The organism is Burkholderia sp. 10_S31 (genome assembly GCF_056930375.1).
This window is the reverse complement of sequence record NZ_JBXOWK010000001.1, coordinates 65,355-89,385: the sequence shown is the minus strand read 5'-3', so window position 1 is coordinate 89,385 and position 24,031 is coordinate 65,355. Positions and strand designations below refer to the sequence as shown.

Genomic DNA, 24,031 nt, shown 5'->3' with positions numbered 1-24,031 from the left:
CGCCGGCCGCCGGTGCATTGGCGTGCCAGTACGTGAAAACACTAATAGTGCACGGTTTTGAGCGATTGCGGATGGGTTCGCGCGTATGTAACAGGGCTTGCACTCCATCTGTCGGCACGATTATGATTGAGTGCTCACTCATTAAAGGAGTCGAACGTGGCCCGACCGCGCAGTCCCGACAAGCATGATGCCATTCTCGCGGCCGCCGCCCGTGCGCTCGCGGAGGACGGCGCGAGCGCGACCACCGCGCGCATCGCGCGGCTTGCCGGCGTTGCGGAAGGCACGGTGTTCACTTATTTCGACACCAAGGATGCGCTGCTGAACGCGCTGTACCTGAGCCTGAAGGGCGACATGCGCGACGCGATGATGACCGGGTTTCCGGAGCGCGCGCCGGCCGAGCAGGCAATGCGGCATGCGTGGAATGGCTACGTGTCGTGGGGCGTCGCGAATCCGGACGGGCGGCGCGCGCTGCAGCAGCTCGGCGTGAGCGGTCGCATCGACGACGCGCATCGCGCGGCCGGGGCCGAAGGGTTCGGCGCGATCAGCGCGTTGCTGCGCGCGCAGGTCGCTGCGGCGGGCGGGCTCGAGGCCGACGACGCGCATGCGTTCTGCGCGGCGCTGTTCACGTCGATCGCGGAAACGGCGATGGAGTCGATCGCACGCGATCCGGCGCGCTCGGATGCGTACCGGGAAGCCGGGTTTCGTGCGCTGTGGGCCGTGTTGCACGCAGTGTGAGCGAGCGGCTGGCCTGGCCGAAAGTTTGTGGCCGGGTGATCGGCGGCGCGTCCGTTTCGGGCGTCGCCGCGGCGATGGAAGGTGGTTTCAGGCAGGGCGACGCACGGTGAAATCGACCGTTTCGACGCTCATATTAATGAGTGAGTAATCATTCATTTTGTGGTTTCAACTTTGTCGAGGAGTGGGAAATGTCGAAAGTCTGGCTGGTGACAGGGGCCGCACGCGGCCTGGGGCGTGCCATCTCGGAAGCGGTGCTGGCGGCGGGCGACCGGCTGGTGGCCGGTGCGCGCGATCCCGAGCGGCTCGCGGATCTGGAGGCGCGGTACGGCGACCGGCTGCTGCCGATCGAGCTCGACGTGACCGACGCGGCGGCGGGCGCGCATGCGGTGGCGGCCGCGCGCGACGCGTTCGGCCGCATCGACGTGCTGGTGAACAACGCGGGCTACGGCCACACCATGCCGTTCGAGCAGATGGGCGCCGACGACTTCCGCGACCAGATCGAAACGAACCTGTTCGGCGTGGTCAACCTGACGCGCGCGGTGCTGCCGGCGATGCGCGCGCAGCGCGCGGGCCACATCTTTCAAGTGTCGTCGGTCGGCGGGCGTACGTCGACGGCCGGCCTGTCCGCATACCAGGCCGCGAAATGGGCGGTCGGCGGGTTCAGCGACGTGCTGTCGAAGGAAGTCGCGCCGTTCGGCGTGCGCGTGTGCACGCTGGAGCCGGGCGGCATGCGCACCGAATGGGCCGCGCGGGCGAAGCGTGACGTCGATGGGCTGCTGCCCGACTATCAGCCGTCGGTCGGGAAGATTCTCGAACTGCTCGGCGCGTACGGCGGCCACGAGGTCGGCGATCCCGCACGGATCGCGGCGCTGATCGTCGAGCTGTCGCGTCGCGACGACGTGCCGATGCGCCTGTTGCTCGGCGGCGATGCGCTGTTCGTGTGCGAGCAGGCGGAAACGCAGCGCGCCGAAGAGGCGGCGCGGTGGCGCGACACGACGCTGTCGACGATGTTCCCGGACGCGAAGCTGCCGGACGGGCTCCCGGCGTTGAAGAAGGTCGGATAGGCCCGGGAACGGCGGTATCGGGGGCGCGTGTGAGTGCCGCGCCGGACTTCCGCGGGCGCGCGCGGCGACCGGCGGAAGACCGGGCCCATGCATGCCCGGTCTTCGACAGCCATCACCGTTACGGAGGGCTTCAACGCCCCATCGCGTAGAACTCCGCGTTCGGCCGCATGTTCGTCACGTTCGCGATGCGATTGGACATCCCGAAGAACGCCGCGATCGCCGCGATGTCCCAGACGTCCTCTTCGGTGAAGCCATGCGACTTCAGCGTGTCGAAATCCGCTTCGCCGACCTGGTGCGCGGTCTGCCAAACCTTCATCGCGAAGTCGAGCATCGCCTTCTGCCGGACGGTGATGTCGGCCTTGCGGTAGTTGGTCGCGACCTGGTCGGCGATCAGCGGATCCTTCGCGCGAATGCGCAGGATCGCGCCATGCGCGATGACGCAGTACTGGCACTGGTTCACCGCGCTGGTCGCCACGACGATCATTTCGCGTTCGGCCTTGGTGAGGTTGCCCGGCTTGTCCATCAGCGCATCGTGATACGCCATGAACGCGCGAAACTCGTCCGGGCGATGCGCGAGCGTGAGGAACACGTTCGGGATGAAGCCCGACTTTTCCTGGACGGCCGCGATCCGTTCGCGAATGTCGTCGGGCAGGTCGTCGAGCGCCGGCACCGGAAAGCGGCTGACGGGCGCGTTGTCTGCAGCGGTCATGAGGTCTCCTGGATAAAGTGGCACGGGCGAACGCGATGCGCGAGCCGCCGGCCGAAAATGAAACGACGGGGTGCCGTTGCCGGCGTCATGCGTTGACGTCCACGACGATGCGGCCGCGCACCTTGCCGCCGATCAGTTCCTCGGCAAGCGGGATGACGTCTGCGAGGCCGACCTGATGACTGATCGCCCCCAGCTTCTCGACATCGAGATCGGATGCGAGCCGACGCCAGGCCTCCAGCCGCTCGGCGCGCGGGCACATCACGCTGTCGATGCCGACGAGCGTCACGCCGCGCAGGATGAACGGCGCGACGGTGGCGGGGAAGTCCATGCCGGCGGCCAGGCCGCAGGCCGTCACCACGCCCCGATAGCGCGTGGTCGCACACACGTTGGCGAGCACGTGGCTGCCCGCGACGTCGACCGCGCCGGCCCATCGCTCCTTGCCGAGCGGCTTGCCGGGTGCGCTGAATTGCGACCGGTCGAGGATCTCCGCCGCGCCGAGCTGTCGCAGGTAGTCGGCATCGGCCGGGCGGCCGGTTACGGCGACGACGCGATACCCGAGCCGCGCGAGAAGGGCGGTGGCGACGCTGCCGACGCCGCCTGCCGCGCCGGTCACCACGATCTCGCCGTCGTCCGGGCGCACGCCATACCGTTCCAGCGCCATCACGCACAGCATCGCGGTATAGCCGGCCGTGCCGATGGCCATCGCCTGTTGCGGCGAAAACGCGGACGGCAGCGGCACCAGCCAGTCGCCGTCGACGCGCGCCTTCTGCGCCAGGCCGCCCCAGTGCGTTTCGCCGACGCCCCAGCCGTTGAGCACGACGCGATCGCCTGCGCGGTAATCCGGATGCGAGCTGTGCTCGACTTCGCCGACCAGATCGATGCCCGGCACCATCGGAAACTTGCGGACCACCGGGCTCTTGCCGGTGATCGCCAGCCCGTCCTTGTAGTTCAACGTCGAATAGCCGACCCGGATCGTCACGTTGCCCGCGGGCAACTGCGTGTCGTCCAGCGTTTGCAGCCGCGCGTGCTGGCCGGTTTCGTCCTTGTTGATCACGATGCCCTGGAACATCCGTCCTCCTTTTTAGACCGATCGTCTAGTTAATGGCAAAAAAATTCAGCGGCGAGGCAATCCATTGAAGAAGAACTGCGCGAACAGTGCGAGCGGCACATCGCTGCGTTCGAGCTTCGCGCGCAGCACGGCGCCTTCCCAGCCGATCCAGAAGAACGCGGCCAGCGCGGCGGGGTCTGCCGAATCTGCCAGCTCGCCGGCTTGCTGCGCGGCCGTCAGGCAGTCGGCCAGCCGGCGCTGCCAGTCCTCGAACGTCGTGCGCAGGCTCGCACGGAAACTCTCGGGCAGCGCGCCCATTTCCTGGCCGAGATTGCCGATCAGGCAGCCGCGGCTGTATTCGTAACGCGCCATGCCGTCGCGCGCATCGTCGACGAACGCGCGCACGCGCGCCAGCGGCGACTGCTCCGACTGGCTGAAATGACGGTCCAGCTTGCGCGCGAAGAACTCCGCATAGCGATCGATCAGCTCGAGGCCGAACGCCTCCTTGCTGTCGAAGTAGTGATAGAACGAGCCCTTGGGCACGCCGGCGCGCCCGAGGATCTCGTCGAGCCCGGTGGCCGAAAAGCCCTTCTCGGTGAGCACTTCCAGCCCGGTGCGCAACAGCATGTCCCGCGTCGCGACGAGGTCTTCGTGCTGCTTCGGTGGCCTGCCGCGGCGGCGAGGCGGATCAGTTCGAACGTCCATGGGCGAATAATAGACCGTTCGTCTCAAAAATCAAGGGTTCGCGCGGCGAGTGCGTCGGACGAACGCATGCCGGCGACCCGTGACCGTATTAACCCTGATTAACAAAGCTTATCGCGGTGAAAAATTCCGCATCTTATTGAACCGATATCGGCTCGCTATAGTGGCTCGCTTTCCCGCACGCAATCGTCCGCGTGCGGCTGACACGCTGACGATCAGCAGGAGCCGCTTGATGACCACCGACGTCCGATTCACCGAAATCGAGGATCTGATGCCCGCCGCCGGCGGGCTGCGCGAGATTCGCCATCATATTCACCACCACCCGGAACTCGCGTACGAGGAGCACGAGACGGCCGCGCTCGTCGCGGACAAGCTCGAGCAATGGGGCTGGCAGGTGACGCGCGGGGTCGGCAAGACGGGGGTGGTCGGCACGCTGCGCGTCGGTGACGGCACGCGCAGCATCGGCATCCGCGCGGACATGGACGCGCTGCCGATCCTCGAGGCGACCGGCCTGCCGTATGCGAGCGGCACGCACGGCAAGATGCACGCATGCGGCCACGACGGCCACACGACGATGCTGCTCGGCGCCGCGCAACACCTCGCGAAGACGCGCAACTTCTCCGGCACCGTGCACCTGTATTTCCAGCCGGCGGAAGAGCACGGCGTCGACAGCGGCGCGAAGAAGATGATCGACGACGGCTTGTTCGAACGCTTTCCGTGCGATGCGGTGTTCGGCATGCACAACCATCCGGGCGCGGCGCCCGGCGTGTTCCTCACGCGGCGCGGCCCGTTCATGTCGGCCGGCGACAAGGCGATCATCTCGATCGAGGGCGTCGGCGGCCATGCGGCGCGGCCGCATCTGACGGTCGACCCGGTGGTCGTCGCCGCGAGCATCGTGATGGCGCTGCAGACGATCGTCGCGCGCAACGTCGACCCGTCGCAGCCGGCGGTCGTCACGGTCGGCTCGATGCACGCGGGTACCGCGAACAACGTGATCCCGAACGGCGCGCGCCTCGAACTCAGCGTGCGCTCGTTCAGCCCCGACGTGCGCGCGCTGCTCAAGCGCCGTATCGTCGAGCTGGCCGAATCGCAGGCCGCGAGCTACGGCGCGACCGCGCATGTCGAATACATCGAAGGCTATCCGGTCGTCGTCAATACGGATGCCGAAACGGATTTCGCCGCGCAGGTCGCGCGCGAGCTGGTTGGCGACGCGCATGTCGTCGAGCAGGCCGACCTGCTGATGGGCAGCGAGGACTTCGCGTTCATGCTGCAGCAGCGGCCCGGCTCGTTCGTGCGGCTCGGCAACGGCGAAGGCGAGGACGGCTGCATGGTGCACAACCCGAAGTACGACTTCAACGATCGCAACCTGCCGATCGGCGCGGCGTTCTGGACGCGTCTCGTGGAGCGTTACCTCGGGCAGTAACCCCCGCAGCGGCGCGCGGCCGGCGCTTCCGGCCGCATTGAGAGGAGAAACGAACGATGCAGAAAGACCATCTCGCGCTGCACCCCGCGTCGACGGAGGCCGTCGAAACCGACACGCGCGCCGCGCCGGCCGTCACGAAGCGCGGCGCGATCGCGGCGGCCGTCATCGGCAACTGGCTGGAGTTCTTCGATTTCACCGTGTACGGCTTTTTCGCGGTGCTGATCGGCAAGCTGTTCTTCCCGTCGAGCGACCCGACCACGTCGCTGCTGCTGTCGGTCGCGACGTTCGCCGCCGGCTTCTTCACGCGGCCGCTCGGCAGCGTCGTGCTCGGCGTGTATGCGGACCGCAAGGGCCGCAAGGCCGCGCTGAACCTGACGATCATGCTGATGGCGCTCGGCACCGGCCTGATCGCGATTGCGCCGACCTATGCGCAGGCCGGCGTGGCCGCGCCGTTGCTGGTCGTCTGCGCGCGGCTGATGCAGGGCTTCTCGCAGGGCGGCGAGTTCGGCGCGGCGACTTCCACGCTGATCGAGCAGGGCGGCACATCGCGCCGCGCGTTTCGCGCGAGCTGGCAGCTCGCGACGCAGGGCGGCGCCGCGCTGATGGGCTCGGGTTTCGCGGCGCTGCTGTCGAACACGCTGACGAAGGATGCGCTCGAGAGCTGGGGCTGGCGCCTGCCGTTCCTTGTGGGCGTGCTGATCGCACCCGTCGGTATGGTTTTGCGCCGCCGGCTCGCGGACGATGCGCCCGGCGACAGCCATCACGGCATCGAGCGCGGCGTGCTGCGCGAGCTGTTCTCGCGGCACACGCGCACGGTGCTGCTGTTGATGCTGACGGTGATGGGCGGCACGGTGTCGACCTACATCCTGACCTTCTACATGCCGACCTATGCGATCCATACGCTCGGCTTGCCGATGAAGCTGTCGATGTTCGTTGGCGTCGCGTCGGGCTGCGTGATGCTGGTGACGTGTCCGCTGTTCGGCTGGCTGTCGGACCGCCTCGGCAGCCGGCGCATGCCGATCTTCGTCGGGCGCGGCGTGCTCGTCCTGCTGCTGTTCCCGGCGTTCTGGCTGATGAACCATCATCCGACGCTGTCGGTGATCCTGCCGCTGACCGCGCTGATGCTGCTGTTCTATTCGCTCGGGTCGGCATCCGAGATGGCGCTGATGTGCGAATCGCTGCCGCGCCACGTGCGTGCGACGGGCATCTCGATCGCGTATGCGCTCGCGGTGACGATTTTCGGCGGCACCGCGCAATTGATCGCGACCTGGCTCGTGAAGACGACGGGCAGCAAGCTCGCGCCGGCCGGTTACGTGGCCGCGTGCGTGGTGCTGTCGCTGATCGCGGTCGCGAGGCTGCGCGAGACGGCGCGCGAGTCGATGGACTGACGGGCCGCGCCGCGTGCGGCGATCTGCACCGGGATTACCGCCCGCGCACGGTCCGCAGGTACGACGCGAGCATCGTCGCCAGTTCCTGCGCGCCCGGCGTCAACGGCACGGCCGCGCGCTGCAGCAGGCAGACCTGTTGCGATTCCGCCTGCTCGCGCACCGGCACCTTCGCGAGTGCGCTTGCGAACGGCCCGTGCCGCGTGACGGCTTCGGATTCGAGCGCGAGACAGTCGGTCTGCGTGACGAGCTGCAGCGTCTCGAACATGCCTTCGACGGTGGCGATGATCTTTGGCGCCGGCTGGCCGTGCGCGTCGAAGTACGCGAGCAGCCGGTTGACGACCGGATCGGCGCTCAGGTTCGGCGAACGCGTCGACACCCACGCGTAGTCGGCCAGCTCGGCAAGCGATTGCGCGTGCCGCTGCGGATGGTCGCTGCGGCACACGACCACCGGCGCCGACGCATGCAGCGGCGTGACCGCGAGATCGGTCGTGTCGGTCTGCTTCGCGACGAGCGCGATCGCGAAATCCACCGCGTTTTCGCGCAGCCAGCCGATCATCATTCGCGACGTGCCGGTGCGCAGGTGCACGTCGACCTTCGGGAAACGCGCGCGGAACGCGCTCAGCACGGGCGCGAACGCATCGATCAGCGGTTCGGTCACGAGGCCCAGCGTGACGGTGCCTTCGAAGGCGCCGCTCAGTTGGCGGATCTCGTGCTCGACCTGCTCGCATTCGCCGAGGATCGCACCCGAGCGCGCGAGCAGCCGCTGGCCGACGGCGGTCGGCACGATCCCGCGATTGGTGCGCGTGAACAGCGTCGCGCCGAGCGTCGCCTCGAGGCTCTGCAGTTGCTGCGTGACGCCGCTTTGCGCGAGATCGAGCGCGCGTGCGGCGGCGCGCAGGCTGCCGTGTTCGACGACGGCCTGGAAGATGCGGAGCTGGGACAGCGTGAACGCCATGATCGAGCGCGAGGCCGGTGATCGGAAATACTGATCATGATAAGGCAGCGGGCGATTCCGGCGGCGGCGCGCGCGCACTACGATCGCAGGCAGTCCGGCTCATGCCGTTTGCCCCTCTTCCTGCCTTTCGTCGACCATGAAACGCTTCCGCCGCTTCTTCGTTCCGCTGGTTTCCCTGTGCATCGGCTTCGCGGCGACGTCCGCGCATGCGCTCGACGCGCATGTGGTGCGCCTCGGCATCGATCCGACCTATCCGCCGATGGATTCGAAGGCGCCCGACGGCAGCCTGAAGGGCTTCGACGTCGATCTCGGCAACGAGATCTGCCGCCGCGCGCAGCTGCGCTGCCAGTGGGTCGAGCTCGAGTTCTCCGGGATGATTCCGGCGCTGCAGGCGCGCAAGATCGACGCGATCCTGTCGTCGATGGCGATCACCGAGAAGCGCGAGAAGCAGATCCTGTTTTCGTCGAAGCTGTTCCGCTTCAAGTCGCGGCTCGTCGCGCGTCCCGAGCGCGGGCTCGGCAGCACGACCGCGTCGCTGGCCGGCAAGCGCGTCGGCGTGCAGTCGGGCACGCAGTTCGAATCGTGGGCGCTCGCGCACTGGGCGTCGGCCGGCGTCAGCGTGATGCCGTACAAGAGCCAGGACGACGTGTTCGCCGATCTCGTCAACGGCCGGCTCGACGCCGCGCTGCTCGGCTCGGTGGAGGCCGATTACGGATTCCTGCGCCAGCCGAAGGGCAAGGGTTTCGCGTTCGTCGGCGCACCGCTCGACATGGGCGATCGCGGCGTCGGCATCGGGATGCGCCAGTCGGACACGGCGCTCAAGGCGTCGATCGACGGCGCGATCGCATCGATGCTGAAGGACGGCACGTACGACCGGATCGCGAAGCAGTACTTCGATTTCAACCCGTACGGCGATTGAGCCGCGCGCGCCGCTTCTCCCCGTTTCCTTTATTCGAGACCACCGATGCAGATTCGCACCACGCCGCTCCTGTCGCCATCGATCGGCACGCAGCGCACGCTGACGAGCTTTCATTTCGGGCCGGCCGACGCCGGCCGCAAGATCTACCTGCAAGCCGCGCTGCACGCGGACGAGACGCCCGCAATGCTTGCCGCCGTCGTGCTCAAACAGCGTCTCGCGCGGCTCGACGCGGACGGCCGGCTCGCGGCCGAGGTCGTGCTGGTGCCGGTCGCGAACCCGGTCGGTCTCAATCACCATCTGCTCGGGCAATTCATCGGCCGGTTCGATCTCGCGAGCGGGCGCAACTTCAATCGCGGCTTCCTGCCGCTCGCGGACATCGCCGCGCGGGCGCGCGACCGGCTCGGCGCGGATCCCGAACGCAATCGCGCGATCGTGCGCGAATGCGTCGGCGCGGCGCTCGACGAGATCGCACCGCGCACCGAATTCGATGCGTTGCAGCTGGCGCTGCTGAAGCTGTCGCATGACGCCGATATCGTGATCGACCTGCATTGCTCGCTCGAAGCGGTGATGCATCTGTACACGAGCGACACCGCGTGGCCGCAGGTCGAGCCGCTTGCGCGCTATCTCGGCGCGGAGGTGTCGCTGCTCGCCGAGGATTCCGGCGGCCACGCGTTCGACGATGCGCATCACCTGCTGTGGACGCAGTTGCGGCAGCATCTGCCGGAACGCACGCCGATGGCGGCGGGCACGGTGGCCGTGACTGTCGAATGCCGCGGCCAGCGCGACGTGACGCATGAATACGCGGCGCGTGACGCCGATGCGCTCGTCGACTATCTGGTGTGGTGCGGCGCGGTGCGTGGCGAGCGCCCGCCGCTGCCGCCGCTCGCCGCGCCGGCCACGCCGCTCGCGGGCAGCGAGCAGTTCTACGCGCCGGTGAGCGGGATTCTCGTGCACCGCGCGGCGATCGGCGCGACGATTCGCGCCGGCGATCCGCTGTTCGACATCGTCGATCCGCTGACCGACGCGATCACGACGGTGTCGAGCGGCACCGACGGCGTGTTCTACATGCGCCGCGCGATCCGCTTCGTGACGGCCGGCGCGCCGCTCGGCCGCGTGACGGGCATGGTGCCGGTGCGCAAGGGGATGCTGCTCGGCGCGTGAGCAGCGGGTACGGTGTCCGAGAGGCGCCGTGCAATTTCGTTCTCGTCAAATTGACCGGGCTGTGCCGCGTCACTAAATTGAGCGGTGCGGAGTTCGCTCCGCGTTCCGTGAGAAGGCGTTACAGCAGAGTCAGAGTTGAGCGGGCGGCCCGGTGCCGCCCGTCTTTTTATGCGTGAATTATCGTATCGCCGACACGACAATCGAAGCTGACGCCGCGGCGCGCCGGCTTTGGGGAGAATGCCCAGCCGCCGGCTGCTGCTGGTCCGCCGGCCTGCCCCTCACCCGCGTCGCGCCACCAGCTCCGACACCGTCTGCGCGGCCTGCTGCAGCGGCCCGAGAAACTCCTTCACCATCTGCTTCGCGGTGTGCCGCTGCGCATTGCCGCTGATGTTCATCGCGGCGATCACCTGCCCGCGCCGGTTGCGGATCGGCGCGGAGATCGACATCAAGCCCACTTCGAGTTCCTGATCGACCACGGCCCAGCCCTGCTGGCGCACCTGTGCGATCGTCGCCTTCAGTTCGCCGAGGTCGGTGATCGTGCGCGGCGTGTGCGCGCGGATGCCGCTTTGCGCGAGCGTTTCGTCGAGCGCGGCGTCGTCGAGCGCGGACAGCAGCACGCGGCCCATCGACGTGCAGTACGCGGGCAGGCGGCTGCCGATCGACAGGTTGATCGTCATGATCTTGTGGGTCGGCACGCGCAGCACGTAGACGATCTCGGTGCGGTCGAGCACGGCGGCCGAGCAGCTTTCGTGGATCTGCGCGGACAGCTGCTCCATCACCGGGTCGGCGAGATTCCAGAACGGCATCGACGTGAGATACGCGAAGCCGAGCTCGAGGATCTTCGGCGTGAGCCGGAACAGCCGGCCGTCGGCCTCGACGTAGCCGAGCGTCTGCAGCGTCAGCAGGATCCGGCGCGCGCCCGCGCGCGTGAGTCCGGTGGCCGACGCGACCTCGGTGAGCGTCTGCTCCGGGCGCTGGGCGTCGAACGCGCGGATCACCGCGAGGCCGCGCGCGAACGACTGCACATAGGAGTCGCCGGGTTTCGTCTGGATGTCTTCGGTTGTCATGAACGGTCGGATTGTCGTGCAGCCGAGAAGATAGCGCATGGGGCCTGACACGCCAACCGCCCCGCGGACCGGGCGCTTGACAGGTCGTCCCCGCACTCCCTATGATGCGTTGAACGTTCGATACACGATCTTATGTTCGTATATAGAACATTTAAGCGCATCCCGGCGGGCAATGCAAGGGGCGCGTTTTCTTCACTTCCCAGCCTTGCATGAGACCGGAGACACTGATGACCGAAGCTTTTCTGTGTGATGCGATTCGTACCCCGATCGGCCGTTACGGCGGCGCGCTGTCTGGCGTGCGCGCCGACGACCTCGGCGCGGTGCCGCTCAAGGCGCTCGTCGAGCGCAACCGCGACGTCGACTGGACGGCGATCGACGACGTGATCTACGGCTGCGCGAACCAGGCCGGCGAGGACAACCGCAACGTCGCGCGCATGTCGGCGCTGCTCGCGGGCCTGCCGGAAGGCGTGCCGGGTTCGACGATCAACCGCCTGTGCGGTTCCGGGATGGACGCAGTCGGCGTGGCCGCGCGCGCGATCAAGTCGGGTGAGGCCGCGCTGATGGTGGCCGGCGGCGTCGAAAGCATGACGCGCGCGCCGTTCGTGATGGGCAAGGCCGCGAGCGCGTTCGCGCGTCAGGCCGACATCCACGACACGACGATCGGCTGGCGCTTCGTCAATCCGCTGATGAAAAAGCTGCATGGCGTGGATTCGATGCCGGAGACGGCCGAGAACGTCGCGGTCGACTACAACATCAGCCGCGCCGACCAGGACCTGTTCGCGCTGCGCAGCCAGCAGAAGGCCGCGCGTGCGCAGCAGGACGGCACGCTTGCCGAGGAAATCGTGTCGGTCACGATTCCGCAGAAGAAAGGCGATCCGGTCGTCTTTTCGCGTGACGAGCATCCGCGCGAAACGTCGCTCGAGACGCTCGCGAAGCTGAAGGGCGTCGTGCGCCCGGACGGCTCGGTGACGGCCGGCAACGCGTCGGGCGTCAACGACGGCGCGGCCGCGCTGCTGCTCGCGAACGAGGCCACCGCGAAGCGCTTCGGCCTGACGCCGCGTGCGCGCGTGCTCGGCATCGCGACGGCCGGCGTCGCGCCGCGCGTGATGGGCATCGGCCCGGCGCCCGCCACGCAGAAACTGCTCGCGCGGCTCGGGATGACGATCGACCAGTTCGACGTGATCGAGCTGAACGAAGCATTCGCATCGCAAGGCCTCGCGGTGCTGCGCATGCTCGGTGTTGCCGACGACGATCCCCGCGTGAATCCGAACGGCGGCGCGATCGCGCTGGGCCATCCGCTCGGTGCGTCGGGCGCGCGCCTCGTGACGACCGCGATGTACCAGCTGCATCGCACCAACGGCCGCTTCGCGCTGTGCACGATGTGCATCGGCGTCGGTCAGGGCATCGCGATCGCAATCGAACGCGTCTGATCGCGTCATGCGGTGAAGCGTGCGCGGGATGCGCGCCGCTTCGCCGTGTTCCCTTCCGGGCGATATGGCCGGCACGAGCGCTTCGTGCCGGCCATATTGTCATTCAGCCTGCGAATGTTGCGCGAGGCGCGCGGCGAGTGCGTCGATCTCGGTGTGTGCGAATACCTCGACGCCATGCTGGGGCAGTAGCGCCGCCGTCACGCCCGTGCCGGCATGCCGACGGCCCGCAAAACTTCCGTCGTAGAGTTTCGCCGCGTGCAACGGCCGCCTGGATTGGCACGTCGTCTGGCGTAATCCCATAAAGCATTGGGCTTCATCCGCAAAGCGCCGGGCTCGATTATCGGCCGATTATTTGATCGAAATCATCCCGACGACCGAATTCGATATTTTATGTGCTCCCGGATTAAGGTTTTCCCGGAAATTGCCGACAGCAGGGGCGAGACCGTCGTAAAGCGATAAACCGTTTTTCGGCTACTGAGCGTGATTTCCGCGCCGCGCGGATCCAGCATCCGGATCCGCCTTTCGGAGCCCTGCATGCGCAACAACCAGCCTGTCACCCAACAAGAATTCGAATTTCCCGACGACGTCACGCTGATGTCGACCACCGATGCCGACAGCATCATCACGTACGCGAACACGACGTTCGCATATGTGAGCGGCTTCTCGACCGACGAACTCGTCGGCCAGCCGCACAACGTCGTGCGGCACCCGGACATGCCGAAGGAGGCGTTCGCCGACATGTGGGCGACGCTGAAGAACGGGGAGCCGTGGACGGCGCTCGTGAAGAACCGCCGCAAGAACGGCGATCACTACTGGGTGCGCGCGAACGCGATACCCGTGATGCGTAACGGCGCATCGCACGGCTACATGTCGGTGCGCACCAAGGCGCCGCGCGACGAGATCGCGGGCGCCGACGCGTTGTATCGCGCGTTCCGCGAAGGCAAGGCGGGTCAGCGCCGGTTCCACAAGGGCTTGATCATCCGGACCGGGCTGCTGCGTATCGCGTCGCTGCCGCAGACGATGTCGGTGCGCGCGCGTGTGCACTCGACGCTGTGCATGCTGGCGCCGGCCGTCGTCGGCGCGGGCTGGGCGTGCGGGCTGGCAGGCGGCGGGCTCGCGGCGTTTGCCGCCGCGACGGCCGGCGTGTCGGTGGCGGCCGGGCTGTGGCTCGATGCGCAGATCGTGCGTCCGCTGAAGCGGTTGCATGACCAGGCGCTGAACGTCGCGACCGGCGAGAGTCGTCGCGGGGTGCGGATGAACCGGGTGGACGAGATCGGCATGACGTTGCGCACGATCAACCAGCTCGGGTTGATGTTCCGCTGGCTCGTCGATGATGTCAGCGAGCAGGTGCACAACGTGCAGCGCGCGAGCAACGAGATCGCGCAAGGCAACAACGACCTGAGCGCGCGTACCGAACAGGCCGCGTCGAGCGTGCAGGAAACCGCCGCATCGATGGCCGAGATGACGGCCACCGTCGACAGCAATGCGGAGACCGCGCTGCAGGCGAACCGGCTCGCCGTGTCCGCGAGCGACGCGGCCGAGCGCGGCGGGCAAGCGGTGAGCGAAGTCGTCACGACGATGCGCGACATCACGGCGAGTTCGCGCAAGATTGCCGACATCATCGGCGTGATCGACGGGATCGCGTTCCAGACCAACATCCTCGCGTTGAATGCGGCGGTCGAAGCGGCGCGCGCGGGCGCACAGGGGCGCGGTTTCGCGGTAGTCGCGGGCGAGGTGCGGGCGCTCGCGCAGCGCAGCGCGAATGCGGCGAAGGAAATCAAGACGCTGATCGGCGCGAGCGTCGACCGGGTCGAGTCGGGTGCGCGGATCGTCGACGGCGCCGGCAAGACGATGGAGGACATCGTCACGCAGGTGAAGCGCGTGTCGGACCTGATCGCGGAGATCAGCTCGTCGACGGCGGAGCAGAGCACCGGCGTCGCGCAGGTCGATCAGGCGGTCGTGCACCTGGACAACATCACGCAGCAGAACGCCGCGTTGGTCGAGCAGAGTGCGGCGGCATCGGAAAGCCTGAAGCAGCAGGCGACGCGGTTGGTGGATGCGGTCAACGTGTTTCGGTAATCGCCGGGAGCGCGCGCGAGCTTGCGCGCCCCGTCGGAGCGAGGCGGCGAATCTCCGGTTCCGAGCGGGTTCGATTCGACGAATCGAATGACAGGAATTCGCATTCACGATTCCGGATTGACTCGCCAATCTGGCCAAAAAAATCGTGTCGAATAATCAGGGAATTGTCGCCCGGATATTTGATAAAAACCGATTTCCATTCATCCATGAACAAAGTTTTCAGATAGATCAAGATGATGCAAAATTAATGCATATTTACCTGTTGGCGGCATAATGTTTTCGCCGAATTTGCCGAAAGCGCAGGAGTGTGATCGAACGCATGCGGGCCGACCGCGATGCGGACGGTCCCGATCCAATCCACAAGCGGACGCAAGATCCGCAACCCGGAACTCCACACCATGCGCAATAACCAGCCTGTCACGCAACGCGAATTCGAGTTTCCCGACGACGCAACGCTGATGTCGACCACCGACGCGAACAGTTACATCAAGTACGCGAACGCCGCATTCATCCAGGTCAGCGGATTTTCCCCCGAAGAGATCGAAGGTCAGCCGCACAACGTCGTGCGGCATCCGGACATGCCGAAGGAGGCGTTCGCCGACATGTGGGCGACGCTGAAGAGCGGCGAGCCGTGGACGGCCCTCGTGAAGAACCGCCGCAAGAACGGCGATCACTACTGGGTGCGCTCGAATACGGTGCCGGTGATGCGCAACGGGCAGCCGACGGGCTACATGTCGGTACGCACGAAGGCATCGCGCGACGAGATCGCGGCCGCCGATGCGCTGTACTGCGCGTTCCGCGAAGGCAAGGCGGGTAACCGCCGTTTCCACAAGGGGTTGATTGTCAGGACCGGGCTGCTGCGCGTCGTGTCGCTGTTCCAGACGATGTCGGTGCGCGCGCGGCTGCATTCGACGCTGTGCGTGCTGGCGCCGGCCGTCGTCGGCGCGGGCTGGGCGTGCGGGCTGGCCGGCGGCGGGTTTGCGGCGTTCGCTGCCGCGACGGCCGGCGTGTCGGTGGCGGCCGGGCTGTGGCTCGATGCGCAGATCGCGCGTCCGCTGACGCAATTGCGCGACCAGGCGTTGCGCGTCGCGACCGGCGAAAGCCGCACCGGCGTCGCGATGAACCGGGTGGACGAGATCGGCATGACGTTGCGCACGATCAACCAGCTCGGGTTGATGTTCCGCTGGCTCGTCGATGACGTCAGCGAGCAGGTGCACAACGTGCAGCGCGCGAGCAACGAGATCGCGCAAGGCAACAACGACCTGAGCGCGCGCACCGAACAGGCATCGACCAGCGTGCAGCAGACGGCCGCGTCGATGGCCGAGATGACGGCCACGGTGTCGAGCAATGCGGAGACGGCGCTGCAGGCGAACCAGTTGTCGGTGTCCGCGAGCGACGCGGCCGAGCGCGGCGGGCAGGCGGTGAGCGAGGTTGTCACGACGATGAACGACATCACGGCGAGTTCGCGCAAGATTGCCGACATCATCGGCGTGATCGACGGGATCGCGTTCCAGACCAACATCCTCGCGTTGAATGCGGCGGTCGAAGCGGCGCGCGCGGGCGATCAGGGGCGCGGTTTCGCGGTGGTCGCGGGCGAGGTGCGGGCGCTCGCGCAGCGCAGCGCGAACGCGGCGAAGGAGATCAAGACGCTGATCGGCGCGAGCGTCGAACGGGTCGAATCGGGCGCACGGATCGTCGACGGTGCCGGCAAGACGATGGAGGACATCGTCACGCAGGTAAAGCGCGTGTCGGACCTGATCGCGGAGATCAGCTCGTCGACGGCGGAGCAGAGCACCGGTGTCGCACAAGTCGATCAGGCGGTCGTGCACCTGGACAACATCACGCAGCAGAACGCGGCGCTGGTCGAGCAGAGTGCGGCGGCATCGGAAAGCCTGAAGCAGCAGGCGACGCGGTTGGTGGATGCGGTGAACGTGTTTCGGTGAAGGGCGGGAACGGGTGAGGTAGAGGAGGGCGGCCCGCATTGTGCGGGCCGGCGAGGGGATGGCTGCTACGTCATTGCGCCTTGGGTATGGGATTCAGGTTCGGGCAACAGTGGTCCGGGCATCCCGGACTGACGTTCACTTCGACGCGTCGCCCCGATTGGCCGAATTCGTCCGGCTTGAAGATCTTCCCCGCCAAGGCATTTTTCTCGCCACGGATCGAATACTGATTCAGGACCGCCATCACGTTTTCCGCTCGTTGCGTTGCAAGCTGTTGCGCGCCGCGTTCGGCTTGTTCGGCCAGTCCGATAAGCCACACCGTATCAATGATCGGAAAGCGCTTGTGCATATCGTTCGACCATGCCGACAGCCGCGACAGTTCGGTCGAAGAAATCGCGCTTGAATTTGCGTCGAAAACAATAGCGATGTAATGGGCCGGCATGTTCGACGCGCCGTCGCATGCGAATGCCACGCGTGCGCAGCTCAATGCGAGCGCGGCGGCTGTTAGGAGCTTGGTCACCGTTGACAACGTACTCCGCGTTACGTCACTGCGCCTTCGGCACCGGGTTTAGGTTCGGGCAACAGTGATTAGGGCACCCTGGGCCGAACGTGATTTCGACACGCCGCCCTGTATCGTCAAATTCGCTCGCGGGAAACGGTAACTTGTAGATGCGCGCGATCATGGAGTTGCGTTCGCCTCGAATCGCAAATTGATCTAACGCGGCCTTAACATTCGCAGCACGTTGGTGCGCAAGAGCTGCCGGCTTTCTCTCTGTTGGTTCCGCTAGTCCAACGATCGACACCACATCGACAATGGGGAAGCGATCGCGCATGTCGTTTGACCATACGGAGAGCTTCGCCAATTCGGCGGTAGATATGTCGCTTGAGTTGTTGTCGAATCGAACATCAAAATCCCAACCGGGCATGTTCGACGGACCATCACATGCGGACGCCGTATGTGCGCAGCTCAATGCGAGCGTGATGGCAGTTATGAACTTAGTCAATGTCAATGACGTACCCCGCGATGCTGTCGGCGTTGTTGATTGCCAAGTCAGGGTTTGATCGGCCCCAACCGGGGAGCAACGGTGTAATCGTGTATTGGTCATCGGTTGACGACATCGTGTCGTGAAAATGAGTGGCTTCGTGAATGATAGTTGACACGTGCGAATCAGCGTTCGCCGTCCATGGGCGCATCGTGCAGAATCGTTCACTGATGGCGATGGTATGTGTTGCCGTGTCCGGCGCGCATACGTGGGCGGCTTCGTTTGTCGTTCCTCGTGGGTGAGGGGTGCAACCCGTCGCAAGATCGCCAGCGCTGCCGCTTCGAACTACGTTGTTTTCGTCGAATGCGCGAACCACGGTAAGCACTTTCGTCAGGCCGGTGAGTAGGTGCATACGCGTGCGCTCGTCGTTTCGACCGAACCACTTGAATACCCGATCCTTATCAACCTTCGACCACTTTTGCAAATCAGCAATGCGGGTCGTCAATCGGTCAACCGCTCGTCCTTGCGCCACTGCAAAAACCTTGCGGAATTCCGAGTTGGTCATGTTTTCGCAGATCGGTCGCAAGTCAACATCCGCGAATGTCTGCGATCCTGCGACGGTATTTGTTGTCGTCTCGGCGACAGTCGTTTGGTTTGCCATCGTTTCAGTCCTCGACTACAAGCGTCAATGTCTGTGCGCAGTCGGTCCGCACGCGCACGGTACAGCCGCGCCGATCACTAACGCCAGATGCAAGCACGTTACCGGATCGATCCTTGATCCAATAGCGCACGTTGCTTAACGGCTGTTTTGTCCTCACGTCGCGGATCACAAATTGATCGTCATGAATGTCCGACGCCGGCGCGTATCGCGTCGGTGCGAGGCCCGAATATCTGGGGAAGGGATTCGCCGAGCAATGGCCGCCGCCCCCTCCGATGAAAAACGTACAGTCGCTTCCCGCGACTAAATGGTTTTGCCCGCATGGACAAAGTACCGCGTCACCTTCCACCGCTACGGCACGTCCGCGTCCGACGACGGATGTTGCGCTTCCTGCTATCGGAAACGTGCCCTCGCAATTTCCACATGTCGCTTTGTCACCGTCCAAGGCAATGTGCTTGTTGTTCACGAATATGCTTGCGGTGCCCGCGATGACGATTCCACCTGTTGTCGTTGCGTCGCCGTTCCTGATCGCTCGTCGGCTCATGATCATGTTCTCGATCGAAGTTGGAAAGTACCCAAGCGACTGACTCCGGGTCATAAACCGCGCATTGATCGATCACGGCATCTTCAATGGCGATGGTCGGCGGCCTGCACGCCAATGACTCGACTCAGATATCTTGTGCATGGATGAGTCATAGACAGTGGCCGGCAAGATTAACTTTGTATATAGGATGATTATGATTTTTAATTCGGATTCCAACTTAAGAAGAAGCTTTGATGCGATCAGCGAGATCGAGGAGAGGAGGCGAGCGGAGGGTAGTGGCGTCGGAGACACCCGGAGCAATAGGTGATGTGGCGGTGGAGGCGACGAACGTGTTTTTCGCTGAATATGCAAGGAGACGGCACATGCGCGACCGGGAGGTCGTCGGCTCATGCGTCGTGGCGGTGACCGATGACGGGCGTCGAGTCAGTACCGGCTGCATCGGCGCCGGTGCGCGCAGGGTCTTCGCGTACCGGGCCGTGCGGTGAAGTGCTCATGTGCGGGCAAACCGGATCGAGGCGGAACGAGAAATGAGACTTGAACGACGTTCGCGTGCGCGATGTCGTTCGGCAGAAGGGAGCATCGCAGTTACGCACTCGGAATGTGCCGACGTCGGCTCGGATGCGTAGAGATGACGCGGGCACGGCGGAGAGGGGCACCGGCCCGCGTCGTGACCGCCCGGTTCCGGCCGGGCGGTCAGGGCCTGTCACCAAAGCGGCGCCAGGCTCCGAACCGTCAGACGGCCAGGCAGAGGTACTTGATCACGACGTAATCGTCGATGCCGTAGTGCGAGCCTTCGCGGCCGAGGCCCGACTGCTTGACGCCACCGAACGGCGCGACTTCGTTCGAGATCAGGCCCGTGTTCACGCCGACCATCCCGTATTCGAGCGCTTCGGCCACCTTCCACACGCGGCCGATGTCGCGGCTGTAAAAGTATGCGGCGAGACCGAACTCGGTGTCGTTCGCGAGACGGATCACTTCGTCGTCGCTGCCGAACTTGAACAGCGGCGCGAGCGGCCCAAACGTCTCTTCCTTCGCGACCTTCATCGCCGGCGTGACGCCCGTCAGCACGGTCGGCTCGAAGAAGCCGTGGCCGAGCGCATGGCGCTTGCCGCCCGTCACGACGGTCGCACCCTTCGCGAGCGCGTCCTCGATGTGCGCCTCGACTTTCAGCACGGCCGCTTCGTTGATCAGCGGACCCTGCGTCACGCCCGGCTCCGTGCCGCGGCCGACCTTCAGCTGGCCGACGGCTGCCGCGAGCTTCTGCGCGAACTGGTCGTACACGGCTTCGTGCACGTAGAAGCGGTTCGTGCACACGCACGTCTGGCCGCTGTTGCGGTACTTCGACGCGATCGCGCCCTGCACGGCCGCATCGAGATCGGCATCGTCGAACACGATGAACGGTGCGTTGCCGCCGAGTTCCAGCGACACCTTCTTGACCGTCGCCGCGCATTGCGACATCAGCAAGCGGCCGATCGGCGTCGAGCCGGTAAACGACAGCTTGCGCACGATCGGGTTTGACGTCAGTTCGCCGCCGATCGCCTTCGGGTCGCCCGTGACGACGCTGAACACGCCGGCCGGCACGCCCGCGCGCTCGGCCAGCACGGCCATCGCGAGTGCCGAGAACGGCGTCGCTTCGGCCGGCTTCACGACGATCGGGCAGCCTGCGGCGAGCGCCGGGCCGACCTTGCGCGTGATCATCGCCGCCGGGAAGTTCCACGGCGTGATCGCCGCACACACGCCGATCGCTTCCTTCGTCACGACGATGCGCTTGTCGCTCGCCGGCGTCGGGATCGTGTCGCCGTACACGCGCTTGCCTTCCTCGGCGAACCACTCGAGGAACGACGCCGCGTAGCCGATCTCGCCCTTTGCTTCGGCCAGCGACTTGCCCTGCTCGGTCGTGAGGATCAGCGCGAGGTCGTCGGCGTTTTCCATCATCAGGTCGTGCCACTTGCGCAGGATGACCGCGCGTTCCTTCGCGGTCTTCTTGCGCCATGCCGGCCATGCGGCGTTCGCGGCTTCGATCGCATGACGCGTCTCGGCCGTGCCCATCGCCGGCACGGTGCCGAGCAGGCCGCCGGTTGCCGGGTTGCGGACGTCGAACGACTCGCCGTTCGCCGCGCCTTGCCATTCGCCGTTGACGTACGCCTGCTGGCGGAACAGCGACGGATCTTTCAGTGCCAGGGTTTCCTGAACAGTGCTCATGTGAATCACCTGCTTTGAAAAGGACGGATGAAACGGCCGCCGCCGTCATGAAGACGGCGGCGGCGCATTCAGTGGAAGGTGACGGGAACTCAGGCCGGCACGCCGACCGTTTCCTTCAGCACTTCCTCGAGGATCACGAGCGCTTCGTCGAATACGGCTTGCGGGATCGTCAGCGGGAACAGGAAGCGCACGACGTTCGAGTACACGCCGCACACGAGCAGCAGCAGCCCGCGCTCGAGCGCACGCGCCTGCACGCGCTTCGTGAACTCGGCATCGGGTTCGCCCGAACCCGACTTCAGGAATTCGACCGCGATCATCGCGCCCGGGCCGCGCACGTCGGCGATCTGCGGCACGTCGGCCTGCAGCGAGTTCAGCTTCGCCTTCAGCACGTCGCCGAGTTGCGTCGCGCGCTCGCACAGCTTCTCTTCGTCGATGATCTCGAGCACCGCGTGTGCCGACGCGACGGCCAGCGGGTTGCCCGCGTAGGTGCCGCCGAGGCCGCCGGGGGCTGCTGCGTCCATCACGTCCGCGCGGCCGACGACGCCCGACAGCGGCATGCCGCCTGCCAGGCTCTTCGCCATCGTGATCAGGTCGGCCAGCACGTCGTAGTGCTGCATCGCGAACAGCTTGCCGGTACGCGCGAAGCCCGTCTGCACTTCGTCGGCGATCAGCAGGATGCCGTGCTCGTTACAGATCTTGCGCAGCGCGCGCACGAATTCCGCCGGCGCCGGGTTGAAGCCGCCTTCGCCCTGGACCGGTTCGAAGATGATCGCAGCGACGCGCTTCGGATCGATGTCGGCCTTGAACAGCATCTCGATCGCCTTGATCGAGTCGGCCGTCGTCACGCCGTGCAGCGCGTTCGGGTACGGCGCATGGAACACGTCGCCCGGGAACGGGCCGAAGTTCAGCTTGTACGGGGCGACCTTGCCGGTCAGCGCCATGCCCATCATCGTGCGGCCGTGGAAGCCGCCCGAGAACGCGATGACGCCCGGACGGCCGGTCGCGGCACGCGCGATCTTGATCGCGTTTTCGACGGCTTCGGCGCCGGTCGTGAAGAACGCGGTCTTCTTCGGGAAGTCGCCCGGCGCGCGCGCGTTGATCTTTTCCGCCAGCTCGACGTACGACGCGTACGGGACGATCTGGTAAGCGGTGTGCGTGAAGCTGTTCAGTTGGTCCGCGATCGCCTTGACGATCTTCGGGTGACGGTGGCCCGTGTTCAGCACCGCGATGCCGGCGGCGAAATCGATGAAGCGGCGGCCTTCGACATCCCACAGCTCCGCGTTCTCGGCGCGGGCTGCGTAGAAATCGCACATCACGCCGACGCCGCGCGGGGTGGCGGCGTTCTTGCGGGCCTGCAGGTCGGCATTCTTCACGGTCATCTCCTTGATGTTCTGTCCGGTGGGATAAAAATCGGCCGCATTGGCAGCCCATGGAGGCGACTATAATCACATTTGGCTCTGGCAATCAGAGCCATTTCAATAAATATTCAGGAGCCAATCATGCGCGCAAGCGTGTTGTCGGACTGGCTGGCGCAGCGCCTCGTGCGCGGCGGCGAACAGCCGATCTACCGGCAGCTGCACCGGCTGCTGCAGCAGGCGATCCTGTCGCGCGAACTGCCGGCCGGCACGCGCGTACCGTCGTCGCGGCTGCTCGCGGCCGAGCTCGGGATCGCCCGCAACACGGTCACGCAGGTTTACGAACAGCTTGCGCTAGAGGGCTATGTGAACTCGGCGACGGGGCGCGGCACGTTCGTCGCCGACAGCGCACCGGACGAGATCGTCGGCGCGCCGACCGACCCGGCGGCCGGCCCGGCGGTCGTGCCGTCGCCCGCGCGGCGGCTGTCCGCGCGCGGCACGCGGCTCGTCGAAGGCGCGGGCGTGTCGAAGCGTCAGGGCGGCGCGTTCATGCCCGGCGTGCCCGATGTGTCGCGCTTTCCGGCGCGCGTGTGGACGCGGCTGCACAACAAGTACTGGCGGCGCCTGCGCCCGGACCTGCTGACCTACGCGCCGGGCGGCGGGCTCGCGCTGTTGCGCGAGGCGCTGGCCGACTACCTGCGCACGTCGCGCTCGGTGCGCTGCACGCCCGAGCAGATCGTGATCACGACCGGGATCCACCAGTCGATCGACCTTGCGGTGCGGCTCCTGACCGATCCGGGCGACGCGATCTGGACCGAGGATCCGTGCTACTGGGGCGTGCGCAGCGTGCTGAACGTGTCGGGGCTGACCACGCGGCCGATTCCGGTCGACGACGAAGGGATCGCGCCGTCGGCCGCCGATCTCGCCGAGCCGCCGAAGCTGATGCTCGTCACACCGTCGCACCAGTATCCGCTCGGGATGGTGATGAGCCTCGCGCGGCGCCGGATGCTGCTCGAATATGCGCGCCAGCACGGCTGCTGGATCATCGAGGACGACTACGACAGCGAATTCCGCTACGGCAGCCGGCCGCTCGCGTCGCTGCAGGGGCTCGACACGGCCGGGCAGGTGATCTACGTCGGCAGCTTCGGCAAGACGCTGTTTCCGGGGCTGCGGGTCGGGTATCTGGTCGCGCCGGAACCGCTCGCGGAGAGTTTCGCGACCGCGAGCGCCGAGCTGTATCGCGAAGGGCAGTTGCTGCAGCAGGCCGTGCTCGCCGAATTCATCGCGGAAGGGCACTTCGTGTCGCATATCCGCAAGATGCGCACGCTGTACGGGCAGCGCCGCGAGGTCCTGCTCGATGCGGTTGCGCGCCGCTATGGTGACACGCTGCAGGCGCTCGGCAGCGATGCGGGGCTGCATCTCGTCACGCGGCTGCCGGACGGTGTCGACGATCGCGCGGTCGCGCAGGCCGCGCTCGAACGCAACATCGTCGTGCGCCCGCTGTCCGGCTATTACGCGGAGCGCGAACGCGCGGCATCGGGCTTGCTGCTCGGCTATGCGTGCGTGCCGGAGGACGAGATCGCGACGGCGTTCGCGACGCTCGCGGAAGCGATCGACGAGCGCGCGTTCGACAAGGTCGTGGCGACGGTTTGACGGGAAGGGGGCGACG

At 66.1% G+C, this 24,031-nt stretch carries 21 protein-coding genes and 1 pseudogene; 10 read left to right on the top strand and 12 right to left on the bottom strand.

The genetic code is table 11. The features are described 5' to 3' along the window. Positions 1–156 precede the first annotated feature (156 nt). Entirely contained in the window at positions 157–735 is a 579-nt protein-coding gene (locus AC1Z3W_RS00395; protein ID WP_057925656.1) for a TetR/AcrR family transcriptional regulator, read from the top strand. A gap of 188 nt (positions 736–923) precedes the next feature. Next, positions 924–1,799 carry an SDR family NAD(P)-dependent oxidoreductase gene (locus AC1Z3W_RS00390; RefSeq protein ID WP_483506607.1) on the top strand — a complete coding sequence of 292 codons (876 nt, stop codon included), beginning with the start codon at positions 924–926 and terminating at the stop codon, positions 1,797–1,799. A 130-nt stretch (positions 1,800–1,929) separates the two neighbouring features. Here AC1Z3W_RS00390 and AC1Z3W_RS00385 read toward each other — a convergent pair whose 3' ends face one another. From AC1Z3W_RS00385 to acuR, 3 genes are all read right to left on the bottom strand, one after another. Then, positions 1,930–2,508 (bottom strand): peroxidase-related enzyme, encoded by a 579-nt coding sequence (locus tag AC1Z3W_RS00385; RefSeq protein WP_483506605.1) that lies wholly within the window; start codon positions 2,506–2,508, stop codon positions 1,930–1,932. Between the two features lie 85 nt (positions 2,509–2,593). Beyond that, positions 2,594–3,577 (bottom strand): acrylyl-CoA reductase (NADPH), encoded by a 984-nt coding sequence (gene acuI, locus AC1Z3W_RS00380; protein ID WP_057925659.1) that lies wholly within the window; start codon positions 3,575–3,577, stop codon positions 2,594–2,596. A gap of 45 nt (positions 3,578–3,622) precedes the next feature. Further along, complete coding sequence (gene acuR / locus AC1Z3W_RS00375) at positions 3,623–4,261, bottom strand: acrylate utilization transcriptional regulator AcuR (RefSeq protein WP_057925660.1); 639 nt, start codon at positions 4,259–4,261, stop codon at positions 3,623–3,625. Between the two features lie 229 nt (positions 4,262–4,490). Between acuR and AC1Z3W_RS00370 the strand changes: the two genes are divergently transcribed. Beyond that, positions 4,491–5,681 carry a M20 aminoacylase family protein gene (locus tag AC1Z3W_RS00370; protein WP_057925661.1) on the top strand — a complete coding sequence of 397 codons (1,191 nt, stop codon included), beginning with the start codon at positions 4,491–4,493 and terminating at the stop codon, positions 5,679–5,681. 56 nt (positions 5,682–5,737) lie between these two features. Further along, a complete protein-coding gene (locus tag AC1Z3W_RS00365) occupies positions 5,738–7,069 on the top strand; it encodes an MFS transporter (protein WP_057925662.1) in 1,332 nt (443 codons plus the stop codon). Positions 7,070–7,103: 34 nt separating this feature from the next. Here AC1Z3W_RS00365 and AC1Z3W_RS00360 read toward each other — a convergent pair whose 3' ends face one another. Next, positions 7,104–8,024 carry a LysR family transcriptional regulator gene (locus AC1Z3W_RS00360; RefSeq protein ID WP_124832679.1) on the bottom strand — a complete coding sequence of 307 codons (921 nt, stop codon included), beginning with the start codon at positions 8,022–8,024 and terminating at the stop codon, positions 7,104–7,106. 136 nt (positions 8,025–8,160) lie between these two features. On the opposite strand from AC1Z3W_RS00360, the gene AC1Z3W_RS00355 reads away from it, so the two are divergent. Both AC1Z3W_RS00355 and AC1Z3W_RS00350 read left to right on the top strand, forming a co-directional pair. Beyond that, positions 8,161–8,943: a transporter substrate-binding domain-containing protein gene (locus tag AC1Z3W_RS00355; RefSeq protein WP_483506602.1), complete on the top strand. Its 783-nt coding sequence runs from the start codon at positions 8,161–8,163 to the stop codon at positions 8,941–8,943. 45 nt (positions 8,944–8,988) lie between these two features. Further along, positions 8,989–10,104, top strand: coding sequence for a succinylglutamate desuccinylase/aspartoacylase family protein (locus tag AC1Z3W_RS00350; RefSeq protein ID WP_175826397.1), 1,116 nt, complete (start codon positions 8,989–8,991; stop codon positions 10,102–10,104). Positions 10,105–10,382: 278 nt separating this feature from the next. Here the strand turns inward: AC1Z3W_RS00350 and AC1Z3W_RS00345 are convergent, their stop codons facing one another. Then, entirely contained in the window at positions 10,383–11,171 is a 789-nt protein-coding gene (locus tag AC1Z3W_RS00345) for an IclR family transcriptional regulator (protein ID WP_057925726.1), read from the bottom strand. A 227-nt stretch (positions 11,172–11,398) separates the two neighbouring features. Between AC1Z3W_RS00345 and pcaF the strand changes: the two genes are divergently transcribed. Further along, complete coding sequence (gene pcaF, locus AC1Z3W_RS00340) at positions 11,399–12,601, top strand: 3-oxoadipyl-CoA thiolase (RefSeq protein ID WP_124832683.1); 1,203 nt, start codon at positions 11,399–11,401, stop codon at positions 12,599–12,601. A gap of 99 nt (positions 12,602–12,700) precedes the next feature. On the opposite strand, the pseudogene AC1Z3W_RS00335 reads toward pcaF, so the two are convergent. Further along, a pseudogene (locus AC1Z3W_RS00335) lies at positions 12,701–12,847 on the bottom strand (2-thiouracil desulfurase family protein); the annotation flags it as partial. A 288-nt stretch (positions 12,848–13,135) separates the two neighbouring features. Between AC1Z3W_RS00335 and AC1Z3W_RS00330 the strand changes: the two are divergent. Both AC1Z3W_RS00330 and AC1Z3W_RS00325 read left to right on the top strand, forming a co-directional pair. Then, entirely contained in the window at positions 13,136–14,680 is a 1,545-nt protein-coding gene (locus tag AC1Z3W_RS00330) for a methyl-accepting chemotaxis protein (protein WP_483506600.1), read from the top strand. Positions 14,681–15,078: 398 nt separating this feature from the next. Beyond that, on the top strand, positions 15,079–16,623 hold the full coding sequence (locus tag AC1Z3W_RS00325; protein ID WP_124832686.1) for a methyl-accepting chemotaxis protein: 1,545 nt from the start codon (positions 15,079–15,081) through the stop codon (positions 16,621–16,623). A gap of 70 nt (positions 16,624–16,693) precedes the next feature. Here AC1Z3W_RS00325 and AC1Z3W_RS00320 read toward each other — a convergent pair whose 3' ends face one another. The 6 genes from AC1Z3W_RS00320 to AC1Z3W_RS00295 all read right to left on the bottom strand — a co-directional run bounded on the left by AC1Z3W_RS00320 (position 16,694) and on the right by AC1Z3W_RS00295 (position 22,380). Further along, complete coding sequence (locus AC1Z3W_RS00320) at positions 16,694–17,140, bottom strand: hypothetical protein (protein WP_124832687.1); 447 nt, start codon at positions 17,138–17,140, stop codon at positions 16,694–16,696. 25 nt (positions 17,141–17,165) lie between these two features. Beyond that, positions 17,166–17,546 (bottom strand): OmpA family protein, encoded by a 381-nt coding sequence (locus AC1Z3W_RS00315; protein WP_124832688.1) that lies wholly within the window; start codon positions 17,544–17,546, stop codon positions 17,166–17,168. A gap of 70 nt (positions 17,547–17,616) precedes the next feature. Then, positions 17,617–18,264 carry a M35 family metalloendopeptidase gene (locus tag AC1Z3W_RS00310; protein WP_124832689.1) on the bottom strand — a complete coding sequence of 216 codons (648 nt, stop codon included), beginning with the start codon at positions 18,262–18,264 and terminating at the stop codon, positions 17,617–17,619. A gap of 4 nt (positions 18,265–18,268) precedes the next feature. Further along, complete coding sequence (locus AC1Z3W_RS00305) at positions 18,269–18,805, bottom strand: PAAR domain-containing protein (protein WP_124832690.1); 537 nt, start codon at positions 18,803–18,805, stop codon at positions 18,269–18,271. Between the two features lie 732 nt (positions 18,806–19,537). Then, positions 19,538–21,007, bottom strand: coding sequence for an NADP-dependent succinate-semialdehyde dehydrogenase (gene gabD, locus AC1Z3W_RS00300; RefSeq protein ID WP_057925668.1), 1,470 nt, complete (start codon positions 21,005–21,007; stop codon positions 19,538–19,540). 89 nt (positions 21,008–21,096) lie between these two features. Next, positions 21,097–22,380 (bottom strand): 4-aminobutyrate--2-oxoglutarate transaminase, encoded by a 1,284-nt coding sequence (locus AC1Z3W_RS00295; protein WP_483506598.1) that lies wholly within the window; start codon positions 22,378–22,380, stop codon positions 21,097–21,099. Between the two features lie 126 nt (positions 22,381–22,506). Here AC1Z3W_RS00295 and pdxR point away from each other — a divergent pair, with 126 nt between their 5' ends. Beyond that, positions 22,507–24,015, top strand: coding sequence for a MocR-like pyridoxine biosynthesis transcription factor PdxR (gene pdxR / locus AC1Z3W_RS00290; protein ID WP_057925670.1), 1,509 nt, complete (start codon positions 22,507–22,509; stop codon positions 24,013–24,015). Positions 24,016–24,031: the final 16 nt, after the last annotated feature.

What these genes read in the sequence shown, in the direction of transcription:
- AC1Z3W_RS00385 (WP_483506605.1), bottom strand. Translation starts at nt 2,508, where the DNA reads ATGACCGCTGCAGACAACGCGCCCGTCAGCCGCTTTCCGGTGCCGGCG.
- gabD (WP_057925668.1), bottom strand. Translation starts at nt 21,007, where the DNA reads ATGAGCACTGTTCAGGAAACCCTGGCACTGAAAGATCCGTCGCTGTTC.
- AC1Z3W_RS00315 (WP_124832688.1), bottom strand. Translation starts at nt 17,546, where the DNA reads ATGCCCGGTTGGGATTTTGATGTTCGATTCGACAACAACTCAAGCGAC.
- acuI (WP_057925659.1), bottom strand. Translation starts at nt 3,577, where the DNA reads ATGTTCCAGGGCATCGTGATCAACAAGGACGAAACCGGCCAGCACGCG.
- AC1Z3W_RS00325 (WP_124832686.1), top strand. Translation starts at nt 15,079, where the DNA reads ATGCGCAATAACCAGCCTGTCACGCAACGCGAATTCGAGTTTCCCGAC.
- AC1Z3W_RS00355 (WP_483506602.1), top strand. Translation starts at nt 8,161, where the DNA reads ATGAAACGCTTCCGCCGCTTCTTCGTTCCGCTGGTTTCCCTGTGCATC.
- pdxR (WP_057925670.1), top strand. Translation starts at nt 22,507, where the DNA reads ATGCGCGCAAGCGTGTTGTCGGACTGGCTGGCGCAGCGCCTCGTGCGC.
- AC1Z3W_RS00350 (WP_175826397.1), top strand. Translation starts at nt 8,989, where the DNA reads ATGCAGATTCGCACCACGCCGCTCCTGTCGCCATCGATCGGCACGCAG.
- AC1Z3W_RS00345 (WP_057925726.1), bottom strand. Translation starts at nt 11,171, where the DNA reads ATGACAACCGAAGACATCCAGACGAAACCCGGCGACTCCTATGTGCAG.
- AC1Z3W_RS00330 (WP_483506600.1), top strand. Translation starts at nt 13,136, where the DNA reads ATGCGCAACAACCAGCCTGTCACCCAACAAGAATTCGAATTTCCCGAC.
- AC1Z3W_RS00390 (WP_483506607.1), top strand. Translation starts at nt 924, where the DNA reads ATGTCGAAAGTCTGGCTGGTGACAGGGGCCGCACGCGGCCTGGGGCGT.
- AC1Z3W_RS00370 (WP_057925661.1), top strand. Translation starts at nt 4,491, where the DNA reads ATGACCACCGACGTCCGATTCACCGAAATCGAGGATCTGATGCCCGCC.
- pcaF (WP_124832683.1), top strand. Translation starts at nt 11,399, where the DNA reads ATGACCGAAGCTTTTCTGTGTGATGCGATTCGTACCCCGATCGGCCGT.
- acuR (WP_057925660.1), bottom strand. Translation starts at nt 4,261, where the DNA reads ATGGACGTTCGAACTGATCCGCCTCGCCGCCGCGGCAGGCCACCGAAG.
- AC1Z3W_RS00310 (WP_124832689.1), bottom strand. Translation starts at nt 18,264, where the DNA reads ATGGCAAACCAAACGACTGTCGCCGAGACGACAACAAATACCGTCGCA.
- AC1Z3W_RS00360 (WP_124832679.1), bottom strand. Translation starts at nt 8,024, where the DNA reads ATGGCGTTCACGCTGTCCCAGCTCCGCATCTTCCAGGCCGTCGTCGAA.
- AC1Z3W_RS00365 (WP_057925662.1), top strand. Translation starts at nt 5,738, where the DNA reads ATGCAGAAAGACCATCTCGCGCTGCACCCCGCGTCGACGGAGGCCGTC.
- AC1Z3W_RS00305 (WP_124832690.1), bottom strand. Translation starts at nt 18,805, where the DNA reads ATGAGCCGACGAGCGATCAGGAACGGCGACGCAACGACAACAGGTGGA.